Origin of the sequence: Microbacterium sp., assembly GCF_047607225.1 — a bacterium.
In the GTDB taxonomy this organism is placed as follows: domain Bacteria; phylum Actinomycetota; class Actinomycetes; order Actinomycetales; family Microbacteriaceae; genus Microbacterium.
In genome coordinates this window covers 1-20,897 of sequence record NZ_JASGDO010000038.1, presented here as the reverse complement: position 1 = coordinate 20,897, position 20,897 = coordinate 1, and the positions used below count along the sequence as shown (strand labels likewise).

Genomic DNA, 20,897 nt, shown 5'->3' with positions numbered 1-20,897 from the left:
TACGACCGCTCCAGGAGGTGCGTATCGTGTACGTCGGATGAGTGGGTCTGGCGATATGTCTCCCTAGATCCCAGCCCACAGCTGCGCTCCGATCAACCGCCGCTGCTGGGCGGTGTTTTCGGCGCGGACGTCTCGTTGCACGTCGGGGGATATCTCCCTCCCCGCTGAGGGCGGATGGTTCATCGAAGCCGATCGAAGAGATCGCGGTCGGTGAACTGGTGTGGGCGACTGATCCGGAGACGGGGGAGTCGTCGGCGGAGCCGGTGACTGATCTGATTCTCGGTGACGGGCTGAAGGATCTGGTGCGGATCGGTACGGATGCCGATGGTGACGGAGTCGTCGAGTGGGTGACGGCGACGGGCGGGCATCCGTTCTGGGTTGAGGGTTCCGGGTGGACGGATGCGGGTGACCTCGCTGTCGGTGACGTGCTGGTCAGTGACGCGGGTGCGGCCGTGGAGGTTGCTGGTCTGGCGGTCGATACGCGGTCTGCGGTCGTTCACAACCTGACGGTCAACCGCCTCCACACCTACTATGTGACCTACGGCGACACGTCCGTCCTCAGCCACAACGACTCCTGTCCTCGATTCTCCGCTGACCAGCAAGCGTTGATCTCACTTGCCAAGAGCGCAAAACGTACGGGAGTGAGCAAGAAGGACGCGAAGACACTCGTGAAGTGGTCGAAGGAGTACGGTCTGCCGACACACAAACCGATGAGGCATCCTGGACGGAGTGGCTGGTCGTCCAAGAACAAGCACATCAACGTCGGGCCGGTCAAGCACATCCGCGTCCTATAGGGAGAGGGCAGTGTGTATCTCATAGACGTCCCGTCTCGGCGTGTGTTGGAGCGGGTGATGGCTTGGGCGATCCCTCGCGGAGGGGAGCTCACTGCTCTCGATGCGGCTGACTCGCATGCACTCGCTCAGCTATCGGAGGGCTGCTCGGAGATAGAACAGTACGCAGCAGCGGTCGAGAGCTTCGTGAGCTCTCAGCAAGTGCAGTATCGGGCGCTATCCGTGGTCGCTGAGGGCCGGCTGGTATTCGAGATTGACATGGAGGAACGCGTAGCGATCGTCGCTGACTCCGTTGCCGACCAGGTCTTTGGGAGTGGCGACGCAGTCCGCCTAGTGCCGGTGGACGTCTTCACCGAACTCGATGGCACGCGGGCGTTTGTTGACGGTGTGGAAGAATCTCTCGATACCCACGAGCTCAACGATCATCTGCGCTCGTTCTTCGAGAACGATGTGCCTCCTACGGGGCAGGAGTATGCCGCGATGCTGTGCAACGCCATCCTCGTGACGGACCTCGCAGGCGAGACGGTCGGCACTCTCGTTGCCGGGCGTCTGAGCCAATGGGTGGTCGATATCCAACGCAACCAGTGGTTGATGTCCCGGGCGCTGGAGGTGATCCTGAATGCCCGCCTGTCTGACCTTCGAGGGGGCGAGATTGATTCCGCAGTCCGGGAGCGGGTCTCCGATATGTGCAGAGAAGCAATGCGGAGGTTGAGTCCCCTGGCTGGGTCGGTTGGGTGAGCTGCGCGCCCCTCGGGCCTGCGGCGCCGGGGAACCCTTCGACACCGCCGCCTCCCGCCCGTTAGGCTTACTGTGAGCCGTGGCCGACTGTCACAAGCGTGAGGGCACGATTAAGTTCGGCCTCGCCCCGCGTCCGGGGGTCACGGCTCCTCATGTTCTCGCCGTGCATCGCATTTGACCGCGTGGAGCCCGCCTCTGCAATGGCTCTGAGAGAGAGTCGCTGAGGTTCCCCACATGCTGCGCAGCGAAGACGACCCCGTGAGGGTTGAAGAGCTAGAGGTCCGCGACGGCGAGGTCGAGACCGACGAGCCGTTCGGCTGGGACGAGCGATTCACTCCATTCGTGGAATGGGAGGAGCCGGGGTCGCCGTTGTTTCACCGGCCGGGGTGGCTCGTGTGGCGTGGTGAGAAGCGGTGGCCGGTGACACCCGAGATGGTCGAACGGGCTTGGGCGCTGTATCGGATCGGGGTTCGCGTCAGTTGCCCCGATGGGGTGACCGCAGACCTCTCAGACCTTCGTGATCATCTGCCGCGGATGCGGTCTCTGCGTATCGATCCGTGGAGCGAGGTCGTGGGATACGGAGAGCTCCGGCGAGCGAGAGCGTTGGAGTTGCTCGATATCCAGGAGCCGGAGATATCGGAAGAGTCCGACTTGTCTCGCTTGTGGGGATTGCGTCAGTATTACGGGCCCTCTTTCGGAAAGTGGTCCAGTGTCCTGTCCCTGCCCGGGCTAGAGCAATTGCAGGTTGACGAAGCGCTCAGCCCGATTGCCGGCCCGGTTCGTTTCTTGGCGCTGGGCTCGCGCCGTGTATCTCGACTTCCCGAATTGCGTCAACCGTCAGCGCTGCGGGAGCTTCACGTGCAGCAGGCGCGGGAGTTCGATTTGTCGTCGCTGTTGCCGGCTACAGGGTTGAATGTGATCGACGTGATGGCATCGCGGCTTGTGGGGTTGGAAGCACTGACGAAGATCCCCACCCTCACCGAGGTGACGATCGAGGGTCGGACGGAGGAAGACTCAGCCGTACTGGCCCGGATGACGGCTCCCGAGGCGACTCTGATCATCAAGCCGAAGCCAGGCCCCGAACTCATCGAGGCGTCTGCGCGCAAGGGCTGGGGCCTGGAAGTGCCCGATCGGGAGATGCGTGCCGCGTACAAGGCGTTGGGTCGGGTGTTCCCCCCGGATCGTCCGACCCGCGTCGAGGCCGGGCATCTCGTGCTCCTGGGCCCGCCGTACTGGGGGACCCTCACCTCCGACGTAGACGATCTTCCGGAGGGGTTGTCGGGGACACGGGCCGAGGAGCTTCTGGTGGAGCGGATTCGAGCGCTTCAGGGGGATGAGATCGCCGACGCGATCGAGAGGCACAGTACAAGCGACCGGATGGTCGTGCGTTTCCCCACGGAGATCGTGTGGAGTCAGGTGGTCACTGATGAAGCTGCCGCGTTGTTCGCGGAGCACGCGGCGAACGCGTAGAGGGGGAGGTCTTGTGTACGACGCGACGGAGATGACGGTGTCGGACGGGACCGTTCACGGGCACGGTCCCTTTGGGTGGGATGACCGTCTGTCGCCTCTCGTGGAATGGGATCCGCCGAGCTCTGTGCTGTCGCACCGGACGGGCTGGCTGGTGTGGCGCGGTGAGTCTCCGTGGACGGTGACTCCGGAGCTGGTGGAGCGTGCGTGGGCGATGTATCGCATCGGGGTGCGCATTCCGTTCGGCCAGGACGGCGTGGATCTCCGCCTCCTTGACGATCACCTCCCGCGGATGGGGCGACTGCATGTGGAGGCGGGTGACAAGGACGGCGTGACGGGATACGCCGCGCTCTTCCGGGCTCGCTCCTTGGAGTATCTGGAGATAGATCGGGAGACAGATGAGGAGGCTGACCTGTCGCGGCTGTTCAACCTGTGCCGATATGTAGGCCCCTCACACGGGCGCTGGGCGACGGTGTTGGCGGGGGGCAGGTTGGAGCACGCTGAGGTGCGCGAGGTCACGGTCCCCATCTCGGCGCCGCTGCATACCCTGCATATCGACGGGCCGCGAGCGACACGACTCCCTGATCTGGCCCACCCGGAGGCCTTGCGCGCATTGACCGTGATCACGAACAAGGAGTTCGACCTGACGTCAGTCCGGGATGCGGAGTGGCTCCAGGACCTTCGCGTCTACGGCGGATCCATTGGGGGCCTTAATGCCTTGAGCAAGATGCGGAAGCTCACGCGGGTCGTCATCGATGGGCGCGTGACGGAGGATCCCCTTGTCCTGGGCGAGATCGACGCCCCGGACGTGTATCTCGTTCTCAAGCCCCGCCCTCGGCAAGAGCTTGTGGACGTGGCTGTTCAGCGAGGATGGCGCATCGAGGTTCCGTGGACACAGCTACGCCAGACGCATCGTCGACTCGGGATTCCGCTGACCGAAGAGGAGGAGGAGAAGGCTGACGTCCGGTGGTTCGAGAACTCGGTAGAGGTGCTCGTTTCCGCCGACGAAACCATTGTGACTTTCACGGCGTACGAGCAAGATCTACCACCGGGAATGTCTGGCACCACCGCGGAAGAGATGCTCCTTTCTCCGCTCCGGGAACGCTGGGGTGACGTCGTCGTCGACCTCTTCCAGCGGGCCAGCACGCCGAGCCGCATGATCCTGACGGCGCCTGCTGCGTCGATCACACCAGACGTCTTCGCGGACATCACCAGGACGGCAGACGAGCTTTTCTCCGGTCATTACGGCGGTGTCTGAACCGCGTTCAGCGCGAGAGCGCGGCGTCGATGCGGCCGAGCGCGTCGCGCCACGCCTCGAGGTCGTCTGCCTCGGCCCAGAGCTCGGCTGAGGCAGACCCGTCGCCGCGAACGACGCGGAGGGCGTCGCGGGCGAGCGCCACGGTCTCGGCCGGGGGCGCCCCGACACGCTCGACGAACGCAGTCACCGACTCGGTGTAGCTGTCGTCTTGCGTGGGGGAGCCGAGCCCGTGGGCCACGGTCTCGGCCGCCGCCACCACGATCGCCTCGGTGTCTTCGTCGGCGTCAGAGGCGGCCAGGAAGTCCCGCAGCACCTCTGTGACGAACTCCCACGACTCGGCGTCGTCCAACTCCCAGCCCCAATCGGCGGCAGTGTCGTTCCCGAACGGTTCCTCGCTCCATGCACCCATGCGTCCGAGCGTAGCGATTCGAACCGCGTCTCGCGCCTCGTCGCCCGCCCTGCCCACGCGGTGACGGATGGACGGAACGGGGGACGAGCCGCTGCGGCGCGAGGTGTCCGGCTAGAAGGCGCCCGTCGTGATTCCGGCGGACCCCGATGGTGGCGTGTTCAGCACGTTGTTGGCTCCGGGCTCCCACGCATCGGCCGTGTTCGGATTGCCTGCTTCTTGCCGCTTGATGCACTTCCACTCGATCGCGCTCGAGGGCGGGAGGTTCTCGATCACGCCGGTCCAGGTGGGGTATGCGCTGGGGTTGAGCTTGATCGCGCTGGCCGGCGACCAGTTGCCCAGCTGCGGGATGTTGCCCACGACGTAGACCGACTGGCCGAAGGTGGTCGTCGCGAACTCGCACGCGAACGTCGCCCACACCGGGTCTTCGCCCAGTGTGAAGGCGAAGGTCTTCGCGGTGCCCACCGAGCTGCTGGCCGCCTTGGCGATCACGTTGTTGCCGCCCGCGTTGTACCACCCGCTGCTCGCGGCATCGAACGCGGCCTTGTTGGCGTGTTCGGTGAGCGCGCTGCCGTTGAGGGTCACGGAGGCGGCCTGCGTGTCGTCGGTGACGAGTTTGACGACCGTGGGGCGTGAGGACGGGGCGCCCGTGTAGGTGCCGGAGGCAGCGCCCACGGTGACGGTGGCGACGCTCCCGGTCATCGACTGGCTGATCTCCGTCGTTCGCACCGCCCCGCTCTGGTAGGCCGTGCTGGCGCCGTCGTCCTCGTACAGCGTGAAGCTGGACGCGGTGTCGTCGGCGTAGACGGTCGTGATCTGCTCGCTGTGCACGGCCGAGTCGGAGCGCAGGCCCGTGATGTCCTTCGTCTCGGCATCGACGTACGCCTGCGGGATGATCGCACCCGCTCGGGCGTAGGCGGGGAGGGTGAACACGCCGTTGCGCCACAGCGGCACGTCGGAGATCCACTGGCCCGTGCTCGAGATGCGCTCGTTCGTGTGGATGTCGATCCAGTCGCCCGCGGGCAGGTACACGTCGCGCTCCCGCTCGCCGGATCCCGCCACGATCGCCACCATCAGGTCGCGGCCCAGCATCTTCTGGTGACCCATCTCCCGCACGTTGTCGTCGTTCTGGTAGTAGTACACGAGCGGCGGCGCGAGCGGTTCGCCGTACAGGTTCGCGCGGTGCGCGAGCGAGTACGTGTAGGGCGCGTTCTCGTAGCGGCGCACGAGGTTCGCGCGGTTGCTGTCGACGTCGCCGATCGCGTCGGGCGTGGTCTCCAGGCAGTTGCAGAGGTTCTCGGTGTGCGGGCGCAGGGGAGTGTCGAACCAGGCGCTGTCGGCGAACCACTGCGCCGCGCGGAGTCTGGCTGACGCCGTTGACGCTCCACGTGACCCACACCGACTGGCCCGAGGCGATCGGCCACGTGGTGGCGCGAACCGTGACGTTCTCTCCCGCCATCGGGTCGCGGGGGGATCGCTCGGTGGGTTGCGTGGCGTACAGCTCGTCATCGCCGTACGGGTTGTGCCACACCCCGTCCCGGGTGCCGGCGTGGGCCGGTGTCGCCGCGAGAAGGGCGACGACGAGGGCCATGACCAGACCCGCGGCGAGCACGATCGCGCGGCGGGGGGCCTGCGGAGGGGAGAGTCCGTGCAGCAGAAGACATGAGAACCTCTTTGTTCAGGTCTGAATTTAGTGGAGAGTATGGACTACCGATGAGCCGGAGATCAACCCCTTTCACCGAACCGTTGCACACGAGGCTGTCCCGGGGCGGGGGCTCGCGTTCCAGTTGACGATCGATGGCATCGTGCCCTAACGTTCATTCAGGCCTAAACAAAGGGGTTCACTTGCCGTCTTCTTCCGCCCGCGCCGATGTCACCCGATCGGCCGTGCTCGCCTTCATCGGCGGCAGCGGTCCCACCTCGCGCGCCGACCTCGCGAGAGAGCTCGATGTCTCGCCCGCACTCATCACTCAGCACACGCGTCAGCTGATCGCCGACGGACTGCTCGTCGAGCTCGACCACAGTCCTTCCAGCGGCGGCCGCCCCGCGCGACTGCTCGGACTCGTCGCCGACGCCGGACGCGCGATCGGCGTCAAGGTCGTCGCCGACCACATCACCGTCGTGGAGGTCGGGATCGACGGAACCGTCGTCCGCTCCGCGACCGAGCCCTTCGACGCCGCCTCGGGCACCGCCACCACGCGCCTGGCTGAGAAGCTTCGCGCCTTCATCGGCGGAGGTGACGGCGCGCCCCTCCTCGGCGTCGGGGTCGGGGTGCCCGGCAACGTCGAGGAGCAGGCGGTCGGCACGGTCGACTCGACGCAGCTCGGCTGGCAGCGCGTCCCCCTCGGGGAGGCCCTCCGCCGTGAGCTCGACCTTCCCGTCCTCGTCGAGAACAACGTCAACGCGCTCGCGATCGCCGAGGCCCTGCACGGTCAGGCCCGCGGACACGAGAACGTCCTGGTCCTCACGATCGGCACCGGCGTCGGCGCCGGGCTGGTCGCCGACGGCCGTGTGCTGCGGGGACGAAGCGGCGGCGCGGGCGAGATCGGTCACGTGCCCGTGGAGGAGGACGGCCCGCTCTGCCAGTGCGGCGGCCACGGCTGCCTCGAAGCGGTCGTCGGTCAGGAGGCGCTCGTGCGCCGCGCCCGCGAGCAGGGCCTCATCGGGCGTGACGCCGGCATCGCGGCGCTTCGCTCCCTCGCCGATGCGGGCGACTCGGGCGCGCAGCAGCTCTTCTCCCACGCCGGGCACCTGCTCGGCCGGGTGCTCGCCGGCGTCGTCAACGTGGTCGACCCCGAGATCGTGATCCTCCTCGGCGAAGGCGTCGAGTCGTGGCGGCACTGGTCGTTCGGTTTCGAGCCGGCGTTCCGTGCCGGTCTCATCCCGCGCAACCGCGCCGTGCCGGTCGCGGTCGAGACCTGGCAGGACGACCGCTGGGCGCAGGGTGCGGCCTCGCTCGTGCTCTCGACGCCGTTCGACGACCAGGGGCGCTCCGGCGAACAGGGGCGCCTCGTACGCGAGCGGCTCGCCGTGGCACGCTCGGTCGATCCCGACGAGAGCGGCGCGAAATGACCCTCACGGCCCGGCCCGTGCCCACCGACGTGGGGCCCGAGGCGATCCCGTCACCGCCCGTCCGGCGCCCCCGACGCCGTGTGCGCTATGCCCTCACGGTGCTCGCCTTCCTGCTGCCGAGCGCCGTCCCGCTCGCGCTCTTCACGATCTACCCGATGTTCGGCGCCCTGTGGACGAGCCTCCACGAGTGGAACCTGCTCGCCCCCATGAAGTGGGTGGGGTTCGACAACTACGTGCACCTCGTGCAAGACCCGGCGACGCAGCGGGCGTTCCTCAACACCCTCTACTACCTCGTCGGCTACCTGCCGCTCGTCTACATCGGCGGGCTCGCCCTCGCTCTCGCGCTCAACGTGCGACTGCGCGGCCGCAACATCCTGCGCGGCGTGTACTTCCTCCCCGTCGTGACGAGCTGGATCGTGGTCGCCCTCGTGTGGCGCTGGCTGCTCAACCCCTCGGTCGGCATCGTCAACGCCACCCTCGCGGTGTTCGGCATCGACGGACCCGGGTGGTGGACCGATCCGGCGTGGTCGATGCCGTCGATCATCCTCGCCTCGGCGTGGAAGGACCTCGGCTTCGTCATGATCATCCTCCTCGCCGGGCTCCAGGCGATCCCGCAGGAGATGTACGAGGCGGCGAAGGTCGACGGCGCGGGCCCCTGGCGGCGCCTGTTCAACGTCACCCTCCCGTTGCTGTCGCCCTCGACGTTCTTCGTCGTCGTGATCTCCCTCATCAACGGCTTCCAGGTCTTCGACCAGGTCTACGCCATGACCGGCGGTGGACCAGCGGGATCGAGCACGGTCGTCGTGCAGCAGATCTACGACCTGACCTTCCGCTACGGCGCTGCCGGGGAGGCATCGGCCCTGTCGTGGATGCTGTTCATCCTCGTGCTGGGCGTCACCGTCGTGCAGATCGTCGGACAGAAGAGGTGGGTGACCTATGCGTGAGAAGACCCAGCGGGCCCTCCTCACCGCCGTGCTGACCCTCGGCGCGATCGTGATGTTCTTCCCGTTCCTGTGGACGCTGTCGACGTCGTTCTCGCCCGGCGCCGGGCTCGACGCGACGCCCCGGCTGATCCCCGAGGAGCCGTCGTTCTCGGCCTACCAGACGCTGTTCGCCGAGCTGCCGTTCGCGCGGATCATCGCCAACTCCATCGGGCTGGCCGTCGTCACCGCACTGTTCCAGCTGGTCACCAGCTCGCTGGCCGCCTATGCGTTCAGCCGCCTGCCCTTCCGGGGCCGCGGCGTGGTGTTCGCGGTGTACCTCGCGACGATGATGATCCCCATCCAGGTGCTCATCGTGCCGCTGTTCGTCCAGATGCGCGACCTCGGTCTCGTCGACACGTATCTCGGCGTGCTGCTGCCGGGCGTCGCGAGCGCCTTCGGCGTGTTCCTGCTCCGTCAGGCGATGAACGGAGTGCCGCGCGAGCTCGACGAAGCCGCCACGCTCGACGGCGCGGGCCACTTCCGCATCTTCGGCACCGTCGTGCTCCCGCTCGTGGGACCGACCCTCGCGACCCTCGCCGTCTTCTCGTTCATGAACAGCTGGAACGGCTTCCTCTGGCCGCTCATCATCCTGCGTTCGGCCGAGCTCAAGACCCTGCCGCTGGCCCTCGCCGGGCTCCAGGGGCAGTACACGACGCAGTGGGACGTGATGATGGCCGGCTCCGTCGTCAGCATCCTCCCCATGCTCGCCATCTATCTGTTCGCTCAGCGCTACGTCATCCGGGGCGTCGCCTCCAGCGGCATCAAGTAAGACCCGCATCACCTCACCTCACCTCGCACACCCGTATCGAAGGAGATATCCCATGAACCGCACAGCACCCCTCGCAGGCGTCGGCGTCCTCGCCGTCGCCGGCCTCGCCCTGGCCGGTTGCTCCGGCCCCGCCACCACGCCCGGTGCGGCGGAGGACGTGACCATCACGTACTCCAACTTCATCTCGGCCGGAGGCAACGAGAAGAACCTCGAGGCGATCGTCGACGCCTTCGAGAAGGAGAACAAGGGCATCACCGTCGAGGTGAAGACCCTGCCGTACGCGGACTACTTCACCGCGCTGCAGACCGACCTCGCCGGCGGCACCGTCGCCGACGTGTTCGACATCGAGTTCGCCAACTACGCCGCGTACCAGAAGAGCGGCGTCCTCGCGCCGCTGGAGGGCGTCGACACGAGCGCGTACCAGGCCTCGCTCGCCGACGCCTACGCGACCGACGGCACGCAGTACGCCCTGCCGAGCTCGTTCTCCAACGTCGTGCTGTTCTACAACGCCGACCTGTTCGACGCGGCCGGCCTCGACTACCCCACCGCCGACTGGACGTGGGCGGACGAGAAGGCCGCCGCTGAGAAGCTCACCGACAACGACGCCGGCGTCTGGGGCGACTACCAGCCGATCTCGTACCACGAGTTCTACAAGGCCGTCGCGCAGGCCGGCGGGCAGTTCCTGAAGGCCGACGGCACGCTCGGATTCAACAGCCCCGAGGGGATCGCCGCGGCCAAGTGGCTCGTCGAGAAGAGCGGCACGACCATGCCGACGGCCGAGCAGGGAGCAGGCACGCCCGACTTCGACAGCAAGCTGTTCGCCGACGGCAAGCTCGCGATGTGGCACAGCGGGATCTGGATGTTCGGCGGTCTCGCCGACGCCGGCATCGCGTGGGACATCGCCGTGGAGCCCGGTGACACCCAGCACGCCAGCGCGCTGTTCTCCAACGCCGTCGGAGTCTCGGCCGGCACGAAGAACAAGGAGGCGGCCACGAAGTTCGCGGAGTTCCTCACGAGCTCGAAGACCACCGTCGACACGCGTCTGAAGGCCGGATGGGAGCTTCCGCCGATCGCCGACGAGGCCGCCCTGTCGGCCTACCTCGACATCACCCCGCCGGCCAACCGTCAGGCCGTGTTCGACTCGCTCGACGAGGTGGCCCTCGCTCCCTCGATCGGTGACGGTCAGGCGGAGATGCAGGACATCGTCACCGAGGAGCTGACCGAGGCGGCCGCCGGCCGCAAGACGGTCGAAGAGGCCCTCGCCGACGCCGAGAAGCGCATCGCGCCCCTCCTCGGCTGACATCCGCCCACTGGCCGGGGCGGGACGACCCCGCCCCGGCCATCGCGACTTTCCCGGAACGGACTCATGACCACCACACCCCGCGTCGCCCTCGACGCGCTCCTCGACCGCTCTCGCACCGTCATCACGTCGCTCCAGGAGCCCAACGGCGCCTACCCCGCCTCGCCCTCGTTCTCGGCGTACCGCGGGTACTGCTGGTTCCGCGACGGCTCGTTCATCGCCGACGGCGCCTCCGCCGCGGGGGAGGTGGCCTCCGCCTCCGCCTTCCACGACTGGTGCGCGATGGTCGTGGATCGCTACGCCGACCGCATCCGCGACATCGTCGAGGCCGCCGATGCGGGAACGCCGCTCCCCGATGAGCAGATGCTGCCGGCCCGTTTCACCTTCGACGGGGGTCTGGGATCCGACGACTGGTGGGACTTCCAGCTCGACGGCTACGGCACGTGGCTGTGGGCGGTGGCCACCCACTCCGAGCGGCACGGGATCGACCCGGCGCGGTGGGCGGATGCCGCCGCGCTCACGGTCGACTACCTGCTGAGCTCGTGGGAGCGTCCCTGCTACGACTGGTGGGAGGAGCACGACGAAGCCGTCCACGGATCGACGCTCGGGTGCATCGCGGCGGGTCTGCGGGAAGCGGCGGAGTCGGGGCTCGTGACGGGGGAGCGCGCCGAGCGCGCCCGCGCGGGAGCCGCGGCGGTCACGGCCCGTCTCACGCGAGACGCCGTCGTCGACGGTCACCTCGTGAAGTGGATCGGATCGAGCGCCGTGGACGGCAGCCTCAGCGCGCTCATCGCGCCGCTCGGCGTGATCGACGCCAACTCGGCGCTGGCCGAGGGAACCCTCCGCGCGGTCTCGGAGCAGTTGGAGGTGGAGGGCGGCGTGTACCGCTTCCGCGCCGACACGTTCTTCGGCGGCGGCCGCTGGCCGCTCCTGTCCTGCTTCCTCGGACTCGCCTACGCTGCTGCCGGCCAGCGCGACGAGGCGTTGCGCCTGCTGGAATGGGCCGCGTCCACCGCCACCGACACCGGCATGCTGCCCGAGCAGGTCGACGGGCACCTGCTCGCCCCCGAGTACCGGGAGGAATGGCTGGAGCGGTGGGGGCCGGTTGCGACCCCCCTGCTGTGGAGCCATGCGATGGTGCTGCGGCTGGCCGCGGAGCTCGGCGTCGACCGAGGGGAGCTCGCGGCATGATCCGCCACCGCCCCTCCGGGTCCGGACACCCGTACTCCGACGACACCGAGCAGCGCAGTCCCGTCCAGCCCGTCGCCGGGGCTCCCCTCCGCCTCGGAGTGCGGACCTCCGGCGACATCGATGCCGTGACCCTCGAGCTCCGGGTGGACGACGGCGAAACGACGACCCTGCCGCTCGCCCGCGTCGCCCGCTCGTCGCGCGGGCAGGCCGTCGACGGCGGACACCTCGCCTCGGCGCAGGCGCGCACCGCTCGGACCGCGGGCGGATGGCAGGTGGAGCTCGAGGCTCCCGCCGCCGGCAGCGTCCTGCGCTACCGTTTCGCCGCCGCCGGGCCTGACCGCGTCTCGCATACGCGCTGGTTCGAGGCGCGGGTCGCCGGCTGGCGTGCGGCGGATCCCGCGGCCCTCGCGGTCGACGGGACCGCCGTCTCCGTCGTGGCAGGCACCGTCGAGGTGCTCGACGACGGAGAGCGGATCCATCGCCTGCGGTTCGCCCTCCCGCTCGCCCCCGGCGAGCACGTCACCGGGTTCGGGGAGCGCTACGACGCCCTCGATCACCGCGGCACGAGCCTCGACTCCGTCGTGTTCGAGCAGTACAAGAGCCAGGGCGCGCACCGCCGCACCTACCTGCCGATGCCCTTCGCCCACGTGGTGGGCGGCCAGGGGTGGGGCTTCCACGTGCGCACCTCGCGGCGCGTATGGTTCGACATCGGCGAGCAGCACCCCGACCGCCTGGTGGTCGAGGCGGAGGTCGACGCGGCCTCCGGCGACCCGGACGCCCTGTCCCTCGCGCTGTACTCGGGAGACCCCACGTCGGTGCTCGACGCGTTCCTCGGGGAGACGGGCCGACCGCGCGTGCTTCCCGAGTGGGTGTTCGGGCTCTGGGCCAGTGGCAACGAGTGGAACACGCAGGCCGAGGTCGAGCGGCAGATGGCCCTCCACCGCGAACACGACATCCCGGTGCGCAACGTCGTGATCGAGGCGTGGAGCGATGAGAAGAGCTTCACGATCTTCCGCGACGCCCAGTACGCGGTGCGCGAGGACGGCGGGCCGATGCGCCTGGCCGACTTCACGTTCCCCGCCGACGGCGCGTGGCCCGATCCCAAGGGCATGGTCGACGCGCTGCACGAGCACGACGTCCGCGTTCACCTGTGGCAGATCCCGCTGCTCAAGCTACGCCCGCATCCCACCGGGCAGGCCGCCGCCGATGCGCGTGCGGCGCTGGCGGAGGGCGTCGTCATCCGCGAGAAGGCGCCGGACGGCACGTTGCGCGCCTACCGGAACCGCGGCTGGTGGTTCCCCCTCTCGCTCATGCCCGACCTCACCGACGAGCGTGCCGCCGCGTGGTGGACCGAGAAGCGCCGCTACCTCGTGGAGGAGGTCGGCGTCGACGGTTTCAAGACCGACGGCGGTGAACACGCGTGGGGCGAGGACCTCGTCTACCTCGACGGCTCGTCGGGCGACGAGTCCAACAACCGGTTCCCCGTCGCTTATGCCGCGGCCTACGGGCGGCTGCTGGAGTCGGCGGGCAAGGCGCCGGTGACCTTCAGTCGCGCCGGCTTCACGGGCTCACCCGCGCACGGCGCGTTCTGGGCGGGGGACGAGAACTCCACGTGGGAGGCCTTCCGCTGGTCGATGCTCGCGGGGCTCTCGGCCGCCTCGTGCGGAATCGTCTACTGGGGGTGGGACATCGCGGGCTTCTCCGGACCGATCCCCGACGCAGAGCTGTACGTGCGGGCGATGGCGGCGAGCGTGTTCGTGCCGATCATGCAGTACCACTCCGAGTTCAACCACCACCGGCTGCCCTCCAACGACCGCACGCCGTGGAACATCGCCGAGCGCACGGGAGACGACGCCGTGATCGCCGAGGTGCGGGCCCTCGTGCAGTTGCGGGAGCGGCTCGTTCCGTACCTCGCCGAGGCTGCGGCCGCCGCCGTGGAGTCGTCGACGCCGCTCATGCGTCCGCTGTACTTCGATCACCCGGCCGACGAGGCCGTGTGGGACCACCCGCTGCAGTGGATGCTGGGGTCCGACGTGCTCGTGGCGCCCGTCCTCGCCCCGGGCGCTCGCGAGTGGTCGGTGTATCTGCCTGCCGGATCGTGGGTCGAGGCGCGCACCGGCGACGCGCTCGCCGGTGGCGGGGTGGTCTCGGTGGACGTCTCGGAGCGGACCTCCCTCCCGGTCTTCGTTCGGGCAGAGTCCTGGGACGGCCTGGCGCCGGTCTTCGCTCCCTGACGCTGGGGGCCGCGGCGGTGTGCCCGGGGTGGCCGGGCCATCGGCCGCGTCATAATCCGTCGGCGCCCTGCTTCTCGCGGTACGGTCACTGCGGATCGTGGCCGACCGTGACAGGCGCTCGGTTCCGGGTGAAAGCCCCGGCCGAGCCCCCCGAGGGGGGTCACGATCCTTCCGTCCGCGCTCGCCGATCCGGGCGGAGCGGGGATGCGCGGATCGAGCGGGAGCGGCCATGAGCGAATCGGGAGCGGGTGCTGCCTCGGCCGACAGCGGGTCGTCGCCGCTTCCTTCGGCCTGGGACGACCGGTTGTCGGCTGCCGTGGAGTGGTCTCGACCGGCGCCGTGGGAGCGACCGCACCCGGAGGATTCGTCGGCGCCCGTGGGATGGCTCGTCTGGCGGGGCGAGTGGCCGTGGTCGGTGACGCCGGACCTCGTGCAGCGCGCCTGGTCGCGGTATGGGGTCGGTGTGCTCGTGCTGGCCGAGCGCGGTGAGGTGGATCTGCGTCTGTTGCGTCATCACCTTCCGCGGATGGGGCGCCTCCGGATCAGACGTCAGGGCGACGGGGTCGTATCCGGGTGGGGCGCCTTGCCTCGTGCGCGGAATCTGGAGGTTCTCGAGATCCCGCATGACGTCGAGGAGGAGGCGGACCTGTCCCGCATGTTCTCGCTCCGTCGGTATTCCGGGCCCTCGCACGGTGCATGGGCGGGAGTCCTGCACGGCTCGGCGCTCGAGCAGGCGGAGGTGGGGGAGGTGGCCGGTCGGATCGAGGCGCCGCTGCGCAGCTTGCAGGTGAAGGGACCGGCAGTGACGCGCCTGCCGGAGCTGGCTCACCCCGAGAACCTCCGCTCGGTGACGGTCGACGCGGAAGCGGAGTTCGATCTGACGTCGCTCTTGGTCGCACCGTGGATTCAGGAGCTCGTCGTCTTCGGGGGAAGGCTGACCGGGCTGACGGCGGTGACCGCGCTGCGCAAGCTCACACGGGTGACCATCGAGGGACGATCGGATGAGGATCTGCGCGTGCTGCGCGGGATCGATGCGCCCGAGGTGTTCTTGGCGCTCGAGCCGCGACCGCCGCGGGAGCTCGTGGACGTCGCGATCCGACGAGGATGGCGGATCGAGCTCTCCGCCCGGGAGGAGCGGGACGCGTATCGAAGACTCGGGCTCCCGTCACCGCACGATCAGCCGGATGCCGAGATGCGGTGGTTCGAGGGGGCCGGTGAGGTCGTGCTGTCCGCGGACACTCCCGACTTCACTTTCACGGTCTACGAAGAGGACCTTCCGCCGGGCATGTCCGGCACCGACGCGGAACGTCTGTTGCTGCAGCGGGTGCGGGAGCGGCGCGGAGCCCGGGTCGTCCGCGCTCTCCGCCGGCTCAGCACCGAGCAGCCCGTCGTCCTTCGAGGCTCCACCGCTGCCGTCCGATGGTCGCACCTCGCCGACGAGGCGAACGTCCTGTTCGCCGAGGACGACCGCGGCTGACGCGCGGACGGACGCGCAATCCCGACGCCCTACGCTGTCGATATGGACCCGCTGCACTACCGCGCCTTCACCACGCCGTCGGGCGGCGGGAATCCGGCCGGAGTCGTCCTCGACGCCTCCGGCATGACCGACGCGAGGATGCAGGAGATCGCCGCCGATCTCGGCTACTCCGAGACGGCCTTCCTCGATCCCGGCGACGGCGGGCACTTCCGGATCCGGTACTTCAGTCCCCTCGCCGAGGTCGACTTCTGCGGCCACGCCACTGTCGCCAGTGCCGTGGCGCTCGCCGATCGCGACGGGGCGGAGGGTCACTACGTGTTCCACGCCAACGTCGGTCCGATCCCCGTGGAGGTGCACTCGACCGAGCGCGGCTATGCGGCGACCCTGCGATCGGTCGTGCCGTCAGTGGCTCCCCTCGACGCCCTCGCCGAGCTCCTCCGCGTGCTGGGCTGGGAGCGCGGCGACCTCGCGCCCGACCTCCCGGTCGGAGTGGCGTTCGCGGGGCTGTCGCACCCCGTGCTGTGGGCGGCGAGCCGAGCGCGCCTGGCCGATCTCGCCTATGACTTCGCCGCGATGAAAGACCTCATGATCGCGCAGGGGTGGGGCACGGTCAGCCTCCTCCACCGTGCGTCCCCCGACCTCATCCACGCGCGCAACGCCTTCGCGGTGGGCGGGGTGGTGGAAGACCCGGCCACGGGGGCGGCGGCCGCCGCGCTCGGCGGGTTCCTGCGCGCGCACGGACTGCTCCCCGCCGACGGCCGATTCACGGTGATGCAGGGAGAGGACATGGGGCAGCCCTGCCGCATCGAGGTCGACGCCTCGGGTGACGGTGGCGTGCGAGTGAGTGGGACGGCCGCCCCGATCCCCGTCGCCTGAACGTCGCCATCGGTCGAGTGCCGGGCCGGACGGCCTCCATGACCGGCGCATGCTGCCTCGGACGGTCGCCATGACCGGCGCATGCTGCCTCGGACGGTCGCCATGACCGGCGCATGCTGCCTCGGACGGCCTCGCCCTCCCTATGCTGGCCCTGAACAGCCACGCGCGGGGTGGCACGAGTCGGGGAAGGGGTGACATGGGCTACATCTGGGGCCTGCTGGCCATCTCGGCCGCCGTCGTGAGCACGGTCATCGCCCTGACCCTGCCGCACTGGGGTGCGCCGGGCCGTGCCGAGCTGTTCGCGCGGTTCAGCGTCGCGGCGGGGATCGCCGCGGTCGGCTCCTCACTCATGTACGCGATCTACGAGCTGGGCGGCGGCGTGCTCGCCCTCGTCGTGGGCGACGCCTTCATGGTCTTGGGGCCCGGAGCGATGCTGCTGGCGATGGGCGCGCTGGCGGGCCGCCTTCGCGCGGGCGTGATCACCGTGTCGGTCGCCGTCGTCCTCGTCTCGGTCACGACGACGGTTGCCGACACGAGGTTCTCGCTGCTCGTCAAGATCGCCGTCCTGTGCCTGCTGTGCCTCGGTGTCGCAGGTCACACCCGTCGCGCGCCGCTCATCGGCCTCGCGGGAACGACGACTCTCCTCGTCGTCAACCTCGGCTATGCCGCGTTCTGCGCAGGCCGCATCGTCGCGGCGCTGACCCTCGGGTGGGAATCACCCGTCTACCGTGCCGTCTTCTCGATCGTCCCGACCACCGCCGTGGGTGCGCTCGCGGTTCTCGCGACAGGGCTGGGGGTCTGGCAAGTGCTCCGTTCCCACGGGTGGTCGCTGCGTCGCCGACGCGATGCGCCGGCGGAAGAGCTCGTGATCGAGGTGGCCGGCTGGCGAGTGAGCCTGACCGACCCGGCCGACGTGCGCCGCGCCTTCGGTGCCGACACGGTCTCGGAGATCGCCCGCGACCTCGAGGCGGTCGGCGGTGCGCTGCGGCGTCGCGCCGACACCACGGCGGTGTCGTTCGCCACGCCGGTCGAGGTCGCGGCGCACCTGCGGCTCGAGCTGGAGGCGCGGGGGTGGTCGCCCACCGAGATCGCCCTCCTCACGGTGGAGCCCGCGGTGGAGTGAGACTTGGCGGGCCGTCTGGCGCTCCGTCGCGCGCACCCGGAGATTCTGAGCGAACAGACAGCGGCCACGGAGCCGATTGGCTGCGGAGCGTTCGAATCCTCCGCGATGCTGGGGAAGTGAACCGAGGAACCGCATGACTCTCGCCGCCGACCACCCCCGCCACGAGGGGGCTTCCCCCGATTCCACACCACCGGCGCGTGCCCGTCGCTCGATGCGCGTCCGATGGTCCGAGTTCGGTCGACCTCCGCGTCTGATGGGGATCGATGTGGCACGGGGACTCGCCGTGTTCGGGATGATCGGTGCGCACGCCGGGATCGCGACCTCCTTCAGCTGGACCGATCCCGTGTCATGGATGGCCCTTGTCGAGGGTCGCTCGTCGATCCTTTTCGCCGTCGTCGCGGGAATCTCCGTCGCGCTGGCGACCGGTTCCGGTGTGCGGCCCCAGGGCGAGGCGCTCCGCTCGGCACGACTGCGGATGGCGGGACGAGCGCTGGCCGTGCTCGCGATCGGCCTCCTCCTCGAGATGCTCGGCACCAACATCGCCGTCATCCTCCCGGTCTACGGCGTGCTGTTCCTCGTCGTCATTCCCTTCCTCGGTCTGCGGCGGCGGACGCTCCTGCTCGGCGCCGCCGTGATCGCGGTCGTCGGACCGGTCGCGATCCTGACGGCGCGAGCCCTCGCGCTCGGGGGAGCAGGCGGCGGCGTCGACTTCCTCCTCTCCGGCTCGTACCCGTTGACGGTATGGCTCCCGCTCATGCTCCTCGGCATGGCCGTGGGTCGCTCACGTCTGGACGACGTCCGCACGGCCCTGGCGCTGGTGGGCGTGGGAGCGGTGCTCGCCGTGACGGGCTACGGCGTCGGGACCGCGCTGAACGGTCCCGGCAACGGGTGGATCCAGGACGGGTCGTCCGCGGGTTCGTTCGCTTCCTCCGCCTCGACGACCTCGACCGTTCCCGAAGACGGCGGACTCGGCGCGACGGGCGGCGCGAGCGGATCCGGCAGCGCGCAGGCGTGTGTCACGGGAAGCGACGGGACCACGACCTGCACGCCCGGGGGCGGAAGCTTCATCTCGGGATCGGATGGGCCGGGAGGTCAGACGTACGAGATGCCGAGCTACCTCGAACGACTGGCCGACTACGACCTCGGGGCGTCGATCTCGTCGGCGTGGGCCGTTGCGCCGCACTCCGGCGGCACGTTCGAGATCGTCGGCTCCGGAGGGTTCGCACTCGCCGTCATCGGCGGCTGCCTTCTGGCCGTGCGACGCCTCCGTGCGGTCTTCGTTCCGCTCGCTGCGGTTGGATCCATGCCGCTGACGGCATACTCGGTGCACGTCGTGTCGTTCGCGATCCTCGTGGGACCGGTCGGTCTCGTCCCGGCCTTGTTCGCGGGCGAGCGCGGAGCCGGCTTCGCCTTCTGGGGCGCGTCGATGGGCATCCTCCTCGTCGCCTGCACGACGTGGGCCCTGACGCGCGGGCGCGGGCCGCTCGAACGCGTGACGGCCTGGGCCGCGCGGCGCACCGACAGCACGTCATCGCCCGGGCATTGAGGCAGAGGCGGGTCGTCGGGGAGTTCGCGTCGCCGCGCTCCCCGACGACCGGGTGGTGCCCCTGGAGGGTTAGGAGGCGGCCGCCTCCGCGCGCTCGTTCAGTTCGCTCACCGCGTCCCACGCTCCGTCTTCGCTGTTGGACAGCACGACGGCGTCGACGTCGGCGCCCGTGTAGTGGATGAGCACGCCGCTCGCGCCGGCGTTGATGCCGTCCTTGTAGTAGCCCAGTTCCGAGAACTCCAGACCGAAGCCGTACTCCGTGTCTTCGTCGTGGCGCACCTGAGGTTCGAAGAACCGCGTCGTCCACTCCTCGCCCAGCAGCTGCCCGCCGCGCGCCGCCGCGAAGAAGCGGATCAAGTCGCCCGCCGTGCTGTGGGCGCCTCCATCGGGCGAGCCGATCGGCGGGTAGCTGAACAGGTTCTGCACCCACTTCCCGTCCTCGTCGACGTCGCCGCCCTCGGCCACTCTCGGGGCCGCATCGCGGCGGTCGAAGAAGTCGCTCTCGGTCATGCCCGCGCGGGCGAAGACGTGCGCGCGCACGTAGTCCCGGTAGCTCTGCCCCGTGACGCTCTCCAGCGCCAGGCCCGCGAGCACATACCCGACGTTGCAGTAGCGGCAGTCGGTGCCGGGCGCCACGCGCGGTTCCTTATGGGCGAACTGGGGGAGGAAGTCGTGGGTCTCGATGACGGAGTAGCTCGGCTTGTCCACCCACAGCTCGGCGTAGTCCTCGCCCGCTTCCTCGTCGGCGTCATCCGCGATGCCGCTCGTGTGGGTGAGGAGGTGGCGCAGGGTGACCTCCCGCGGGATCTTCGTGCCCGCGAGGTCCACGGTGTCATGGATCGAGGCATCGAGGTCCAGCGCCCCCTTCTCCACCTGCTGGAGGACGGCGACGCTCGTGAACAGCTTCGTGATCGAAGCCGTGTCGAAGCGGGTGTCGAGCGTGTGGGGCACGTTCCAGCGTCGGCTGGCGAGGCCGTAGGCGCCGCCGAACAGCACGTCGTCGCCGCGTTGCAGAAGCACCACCCCCTCGAAGTCGAGCTCGGTGAGCGTCTCGTGCAGGCCGGTGGTGTCCATCGTCGTGATCCTTCGGTCGGTACGGGTCGGGTGCCCTGCCGGCGAAGGCAAAGCCTTCCAGACTAGAGGATCCCCACAGCGGGTGTAGACGTGCGAGAAGCAGGCTCGCCGGCTCCGAGGCGCTGCGGAGCGGGCAATCGGATGGACTTCCCCCTGCTTTTGGCCCGCGCCGGCGGGTCGGCTCCACTCCGCAAGGGCCCCGGGTCAGTCCCGGACGGGAGCGGGTCCGAGACCCAGGGTGGGGCGTCGGGACAGCGGCAAGCCGAGTCGCGGCGGACCCTGAGCGAGCCGGAAGCAGGCTGAACGGGCGGTGCTGGCGGGGTGGGGTTGGTGGGGCCGGGTTGCCCCTGCTTTTGGCCCGCGACTGCGCCCGAGGCGGCGGTCCGGGGCCGGGGTGTGGCGTCGGGGCCGGAGCGGGGCGTCGGGACGGCGGCGAGCCGGGTTGTGGCGGACCCTGAGCGAGCCGAAAGCAGGCTGACGGGCGGTGCTGGCGGGGCAGGGCTGGTGGGGCCGGGTTGCCCCTGCTTTTGGCCCGCGCCGGCGGCCTGAGGCGGCGGCCCGGCGGCGGGGCCGGGACCGAGGCGGGGCCGAG

At 69.4% G+C, this 20,897-nt stretch carries 17 protein-coding genes and 1 pseudogene; 14 read left to right on the top strand and 4 right to left on the bottom strand.

Going from position 1 to position 20,897, the window contains the following annotated elements:
* The first annotated feature begins 41 nt into the window (after nucleotides 1-41).
* The 4 genes from QM591_RS06875 (at nucleotide 42) to QM591_RS06860 (ending at nucleotide 4,254) form a co-directional block, all read left to right on the top strand.
* Entirely contained in the window at nucleotides 42-794 is a 753-nt protein-coding gene (locus tag QM591_RS06875) for a polymorphic toxin-type HINT domain-containing protein (protein ID WP_415130927.1), read from the top strand.
* Between the two features lie 57 nt (nucleotides 795-851).
* Entirely contained in the window at nucleotides 852-1,529 is a 678-nt protein-coding gene (locus QM591_RS06870) for a hypothetical protein (protein WP_415130925.1), read from the top strand.
* A gap of 234 nt (nucleotides 1,530-1,763) precedes the next feature.
* Nucleotides 1,764-2,999: a hypothetical protein gene (locus QM591_RS06865; protein ID WP_415130923.1), complete on the top strand. Its 1,236-nt coding sequence runs from the start codon at nucleotides 1,764-1,766 to the stop codon at nucleotides 2,997-2,999.
* Nucleotides 3,000-3,177: 178 nt separating this feature from the next.
* Complete coding sequence (locus QM591_RS06860) at nucleotides 3,178-4,254, top strand: hypothetical protein (protein WP_415130921.1); 1,077 nt, start codon at nucleotides 3,178-3,180, stop codon at nucleotides 4,252-4,254.
* 7 nt (nucleotides 4,255-4,261) lie between these two features.
* Here QM591_RS06860 and QM591_RS06855 read toward each other — a convergent pair whose 3' ends face one another.
* The 3 genes and pseudogenes from QM591_RS06855 to QM591_RS06845 form a co-directional block, all read right to left on the bottom strand.
* A complete protein-coding gene (locus QM591_RS06855; RefSeq protein WP_415130919.1) occupies nucleotides 4,262-4,663 on the bottom strand; it encodes a DUF4259 domain-containing protein in 402 nt (133 codons plus the stop codon).
* A 111-nt stretch (nucleotides 4,664-4,774) separates the two neighbouring features.
* Nucleotides 4,775-5,887 carry a carbohydrate-binding module family 20 domain-containing protein gene (locus QM591_RS06850; RefSeq protein WP_415130917.1) on the bottom strand — a complete coding sequence of 371 codons (1,113 nt, stop codon included), beginning with the start codon at nucleotides 5,885-5,887 and terminating at the stop codon, nucleotides 4,775-4,777.
* A 127-nt stretch (nucleotides 5,888-6,014) separates the two neighbouring features.
* Nucleotides 6,015-6,251 (bottom strand): annotated as a pseudogene (locus tag QM591_RS06845) (hypothetical protein); the annotation flags it as partial.
* Between the two features lie 254 nt (nucleotides 6,252-6,505).
* On the opposite strand from QM591_RS06845, the gene QM591_RS06840 reads away from it, so the two are divergent.
* From QM591_RS06840 to QM591_RS06795, 10 genes are all read left to right on the top strand, one after another.
* Complete coding sequence (locus QM591_RS06840) at nucleotides 6,506-7,732, top strand: ROK family protein (RefSeq protein WP_415130915.1); 1,227 nt, start codon at nucleotides 6,506-6,508, stop codon at nucleotides 7,730-7,732.
* The gene (locus tag QM591_RS06835) at nucleotides 7,729-8,676 is read left to right on the top strand and encodes a carbohydrate ABC transporter permease (RefSeq protein ID WP_415130913.1); all 948 of its coding nucleotides are present in this window, start codon (nucleotides 7,729-7,731) and stop codon (nucleotides 8,674-8,676) included. The genes QM591_RS06840 and QM591_RS06835 overlap by 4 nt, the downstream gene beginning before the upstream one ends.
* On the top strand, nucleotides 8,669-9,484 hold the full coding sequence (locus QM591_RS06830) for a carbohydrate ABC transporter permease (protein WP_415130911.1): 816 nt from the start codon (nucleotides 8,669-8,671) through the stop codon (nucleotides 9,482-9,484). Before QM591_RS06835 ends, QM591_RS06830 begins: the two co-directional genes overlap by 8 nt.
* 52 nt (nucleotides 9,485-9,536) lie before the next feature.
* Nucleotides 9,537-10,784 carry an ABC transporter substrate-binding protein gene (locus tag QM591_RS06825; protein WP_415130909.1) on the top strand — a complete coding sequence of 416 codons (1,248 nt, stop codon included), beginning with the start codon at nucleotides 9,537-9,539 and terminating at the stop codon, nucleotides 10,782-10,784.
* A 66-nt stretch (nucleotides 10,785-10,850) separates the two neighbouring features.
* Entirely contained in the window at nucleotides 10,851-11,975 is a 1,125-nt protein-coding gene (locus QM591_RS06820) for a glycoside hydrolase family 15 protein (protein ID WP_415130907.1), read from the top strand.
* Nucleotides 11,972-14,209, top strand: coding sequence for a TIM-barrel domain-containing protein (locus QM591_RS06815; RefSeq protein ID WP_415130905.1), 2,238 nt, complete (start codon nucleotides 11,972-11,974; stop codon nucleotides 14,207-14,209). The genes QM591_RS06820 and QM591_RS06815 overlap by 4 nt, the downstream gene beginning before the upstream one ends.
* Nucleotides 14,210-14,438: 229 nt before the next feature.
* A complete protein-coding gene (locus QM591_RS06810; RefSeq protein WP_415130903.1) occupies nucleotides 14,439-15,686 on the top strand; it encodes a hypothetical protein in 1,248 nt (415 codons plus the stop codon).
* A 42-nt stretch (nucleotides 15,687-15,728) separates the two neighbouring features.
* Nucleotides 15,729-16,562, top strand: a complete 834-nt coding sequence (locus tag QM591_RS06805) for a PhzF family phenazine biosynthesis protein (protein WP_415130901.1) — start codon at nucleotides 15,729-15,731, stop codon at nucleotides 16,560-16,562.
* A 196-nt stretch (nucleotides 16,563-16,758) separates the two neighbouring features.
* Nucleotides 16,759-17,685, top strand: coding sequence for a hypothetical protein (locus QM591_RS06800; RefSeq protein WP_415130899.1), 927 nt, complete (start codon nucleotides 16,759-16,761; stop codon nucleotides 17,683-17,685).
* 133 nt (nucleotides 17,686-17,818) lie between these two features.
* Nucleotides 17,819-19,231: a heparan-alpha-glucosaminide N-acetyltransferase domain-containing protein gene (locus QM591_RS06795; RefSeq protein ID WP_415130897.1), complete on the top strand. Its 1,413-nt coding sequence runs from the start codon at nucleotides 17,819-17,821 to the stop codon at nucleotides 19,229-19,231.
* 69 nt (nucleotides 19,232-19,300) lie between these two features.
* Here the strand turns inward: QM591_RS06795 and QM591_RS06790 are convergent, their stop codons facing one another.
* A complete protein-coding gene (locus QM591_RS06790) occupies nucleotides 19,301-20,305 on the bottom strand; it encodes a serine hydrolase domain-containing protein (protein WP_415130895.1) in 1,005 nt (334 codons plus the stop codon).
* Between the last annotated feature and the right edge of the window lie 592 nt (nucleotides 20,306-20,897).

Bases quoted from the DNA above. Each gene is read 5' to 3' on its own strand.
- QM591_RS06870 (WP_415130925.1), top strand. From the start codon at position 852: ATGGCTTGGGCGATCCCTCGCGGAGGGGAGCTCACTGCTCTCGATGCG.
- QM591_RS06865 (WP_415130923.1), top strand. From the start codon at position 1,764: ATGCTGCGCAGCGAAGACGACCCCGTGAGGGTTGAAGAGCTAGAGGTC.
- QM591_RS06855 (WP_415130919.1), bottom strand. From the start codon at position 4,663: ATGGGTGCATGGAGCGAGGAACCGTTCGGGAACGACACTGCCGCCGAT.
- QM591_RS06835 (WP_415130913.1), top strand. From the start codon at position 7,729: ATGACCCTCACGGCCCGGCCCGTGCCCACCGACGTGGGGCCCGAGGCG.
- QM591_RS06830 (WP_415130911.1), top strand. From the start codon at position 8,669: ATGCGTGAGAAGACCCAGCGGGCCCTCCTCACCGCCGTGCTGACCCTC.
- QM591_RS06825 (WP_415130909.1), top strand. From the start codon at position 9,537: ATGAACCGCACAGCACCCCTCGCAGGCGTCGGCGTCCTCGCCGTCGCC.
- QM591_RS06820 (WP_415130907.1), top strand. From the start codon at position 10,851: ATGACCACCACACCCCGCGTCGCCCTCGACGCGCTCCTCGACCGCTCT.
- QM591_RS06815 (WP_415130905.1), top strand. From the start codon at position 11,972: ATGATCCGCCACCGCCCCTCCGGGTCCGGACACCCGTACTCCGACGAC.
- QM591_RS06810 (WP_415130903.1), top strand. From the start codon at position 14,439: ATGAGCGAATCGGGAGCGGGTGCTGCCTCGGCCGACAGCGGGTCGTCG.
- QM591_RS06805 (WP_415130901.1), top strand. From the start codon at position 15,729: ATGGACCCGCTGCACTACCGCGCCTTCACCACGCCGTCGGGCGGCGGG.
- QM591_RS06800 (WP_415130899.1), top strand. From the start codon at position 16,759: ATGGGCTACATCTGGGGCCTGCTGGCCATCTCGGCCGCCGTCGTGAGC.
- QM591_RS06795 (WP_415130897.1), top strand. From the start codon at position 17,819: ATGACTCTCGCCGCCGACCACCCCCGCCACGAGGGGGCTTCCCCCGAT.
- QM591_RS06790 (WP_415130895.1), bottom strand. From the start codon at position 20,305: ATGGACACCACCGGCCTGCACGAGACGCTCACCGAGCTCGACTTCGAG.